This window comes from Streptomyces bohaiensis, assembly GCF_012033785.1.
Taxonomy (GTDB): domain Bacteria; phylum Actinomycetota; class Actinomycetes; order Streptomycetales; family Streptomycetaceae; genus Streptomyces; species Streptomyces bohaiensis.
Genome location: NZ_JAAVJC010000414.1, coordinates 1 through 2,948, shown reverse-complemented (window position 1 = coordinate 2,948; position 2,948 = coordinate 1). Strand labels below are relative to the sequence as shown.

The window sequence follows — 2,948 nt, the reverse complement described above, 5'->3', positions numbered from 1 at the left end:
GACCGCGGGCGCGGTCCGGGCGGCGTACGAGGTCCTCGTGGGTCGGTCAGCGGCGCTCGTCGCCGCCCGTGGATCCGGCCGTCCCCTCGCCGCCGGCGCGCTCCGCACCGGCGGTCGGGCTCCCGGCTGCCTCCCGCTCCGCCTCGGGCTCTTCGGCCGTCACGGGCCGGTCGGCGCGGCGGCCGCCCTCCTCGGTGCCCTCGGCGGCCCCGGCAGCCGCGGTGTCGCCCTCGGGGGCGTCCTGGGCGTCCTCCCCGGCGCCGGGCTCCACGACGGTCTCCCGGCCGGGCCGACGGCGCGCGGAGACCACCAGGAAGGTGACCGCCGCCAGGAAGACCAGCAGCGCCGTCCAGTTGTTCAGCCGCAGGCCGAGAACGGTGTTGGCCTCGTCGATGCGCAGGTACTCGATCCAGAAGCGGCCGGCGGTGTACCCGGCGACGTACAGCGCGAACGCCCGGCCGTGGCCGAGCCGGAACCGGCGGTCCGCCCAGATGACCAGCACCGCGACGCCGACGCACCACAGCGACTCGTAGAGGAACGTGGGGTGGAAGGTCCCCAGGTCGCGGCCGTTGTCGATCTCCAGGGCCCAGGGCAGGTCGGTGGGCCGCCCGTACAGCTCCTGGTTGAACCAGTTGCCCCAGCGGCCGACCGCCTGCGCGAGCACGATGCCGGGCGCGGCGGCGTCGGCGAACGCCGGGAACGCGATGCCGCGGCGGCGGCAGGCGATCCAGGCGCCGAGCGCACCACCGGCGATCGCCCCCCAGATCCCGATGCCGCCGTCCTGGATCCAGAGCGCGTCGACGGGGTTGCGGCCCTCCCCGAAGTACAGCTGATGGTCGGTGACCACGTGGTAGACACGGGCACCGACCAACCCGAAGGGCACCGCCCAGATGGCGATGTCGCCGACCGTCTGGGCGACGCCGCCGCGCGCGGCCCAGCGTTTCCCGGTCAGCCAGATGGCGAGGAACAGGCCGATGATGATGCACACGGCGTACCCGCGTAGCGCGAAGCCCCCGACGATCGGGACCTCGCTGATACCGGGGCTGGGGATGGCGGCAAGGATCTCCATGGTGACCCCGAGGCTACCCCTTCGTCCCGCTCCGGCGGCAGTGGCCCGGCGCCGTGCTGGCGCGGCGGCGGCGCCGGGTGGCGGGCACCGGCCGTGGGCGCGGTCCGGCCGCGGGTCGGGCGGTCAGGTGAGGTCGCGCTCGGCGCCCACCTCGTACTCGGCGACCCGCGCCGAGAGCATGGCCTCGTTCTGTGCCGGCGTCGGCCCTCCGACTCGGAACGCCTCCACCGCCTCCCGGGAGGTCCACCGCTCGTGGACGTTGATCCGGCCCGAGTCGGCGATGTCGGGCGACAGCGCGAAGTCGAGGCAACCCGGGGAGCGGCGGGCCTCGATCACCAGCGGAACGCACTCCGCCAGGTAGGCGTCCCGGCGTCCGGGCTCCACGACGATGTGACCGGCGACGATGACCATCGAGTCCTCCACGGGGTGTGCCGGACGCGCTGCCCGGCCGGACGGGGCGCTGCCACCCTGACACGACCGGAGCCGGTCGGCTGCGGGACCCGCCGACCGGGCGGCGGGCGGTCCCGCGCCCGGCGGCGCGCGGCGTGGGCGGCCGGGGCCGGTCGGGTTCAGCGCGCGCCGTCCGCGCCGGAGGCCGCCTCCGGCGGGTGGTGCCACGGCACGCTCAGCCAGGGGCTCTCCACGTCGCTGGTGAGGATGCGGTGGACGGCGACCATGTCGGTGTACCAGCTGCCGAAGGCCTCGTCGTCGAAGTGGAGGCAGCGCCCCAGGATGTACCCGGCGGCGTACTCGCCCCAGCCCCGGTACACCTCCCGGGCGTTGGCCCCCGTGGTCAGCAGCGCCCGGCGCGTCTCCTCGGGTTCGCAGTACCGCGCGCCCAGCCCCCAGCGGGCCATCGCGGACGCCCGGCCGAAGTCCCACGCCAGCACCGAGCGCACCACGTCCTCACCGACGAGGAGACCGTCGGCACGGAACCGCGCCTCGTACCGCAGGATGCGGCCGATCAGCTCGCGGGTGGACTCGATGTCGGCGTGCAGGTCGAACCCGGGGGGCCGGCCGGTGCTCTCCACCAGCTCCGCGGTGCGGGCCAGCAGGACCCGTTCGGCGGCGTCCCGCCAGGTGTCGCCGTCGGGGAGGCTGCCGTACTCCTCGACCAGGGCCTCGCGGACGCGCAGCGCGAACTCCCAGTCCGAGGGCGAGTAGTCCCCGGCGGCCAACCCCTCCAGGGCGTACAGCAGCTGGTCGCGGGAGGTGATGTCCCACCACCGGCGCAGCGACTCCTGCTCCTCGGAGTAGCCCTGCCCCTGCCAGCCGAGGTGGTTCCAGGGGTGCCCGTTGTTGACCAGCAGCAGCGCGCCACAGGCCATGCCGTGCGCCAGCGCGTCGTGGAGGGGGCCGGTCCACACCGTCTTCATCCGGGGTTCCTGCCCGGCCCGGCGCGCGTACTTCCGCCACGCCTTGGGGTTGGCGGGGACGAACGTCTCCGCGGGGGTGCCGGGGTTGACGGCGAGCCAGCGCAGCGAGGAGGGCCATATCCGCGCCAACCAGGCCAGCTCGGTGCGCTCGTGGACCTGGCCGGGGACCGGTTCGGGCAGCAGCCCCCGCGTGTAGACCGCCTGGCAGAGGCCGTCCATGTCGGGGTCGCGGAACGGGGAGAGCCCCACCCGTCCGGGGTCGGCGTCCACCGCGTCGCGCCGGGCCGGCACGAACAGGTCGGTCGCGGCGAGCGTGGCGAAGAAGGCGGTCCAGTCCCCGGTCTCCCCCGCCTCGTACAGCTGGTGCTCGACCTCGGTCGGCGGGCGGAAGGGGCCCTCGGGCTGCTCGGCGCCCGGGCCTCCCGCCGGCCCCTCGGATATCCCGTTGTCCATGCCGCGCGACTCTACCGGCCGGGGCGCTCGCGCCCCGGCGCGGGTCGGGG

The 2,948-nt window shown here is 75.4% G+C and carries 3 protein-coding genes; all 3 read right to left on the bottom strand.

Going from position 1 to position 2,948, the window contains the following annotated elements; genetic code table 11:
• Positions 1-46: 46 nt before the first annotated feature.
• Complete coding sequence (gene lgt, locus HCN52_RS23400; protein WP_168090424.1) at positions 47-1,069, bottom strand: prolipoprotein diacylglyceryl transferase; 1,023 nt, start codon at positions 1,067-1,069, stop codon at positions 47-49.
• 123 nt (positions 1,070-1,192) lie between these two features.
• A complete protein-coding gene (locus tag HCN52_RS23395) occupies positions 1,193-1,480 on the bottom strand; it encodes a putative quinol monooxygenase (RefSeq protein WP_168090423.1) in 288 nt (95 codons plus the stop codon).
• 158 nt (positions 1,481-1,638) lie between these two features.
• A complete protein-coding gene (locus HCN52_RS23390; RefSeq protein WP_168090422.1) occupies positions 1,639-2,898 on the bottom strand; it encodes a DUF1266 domain-containing protein in 1,260 nt (419 codons plus the stop codon).
• Positions 2,899-2,948 lie beyond the last annotated feature (50 nt).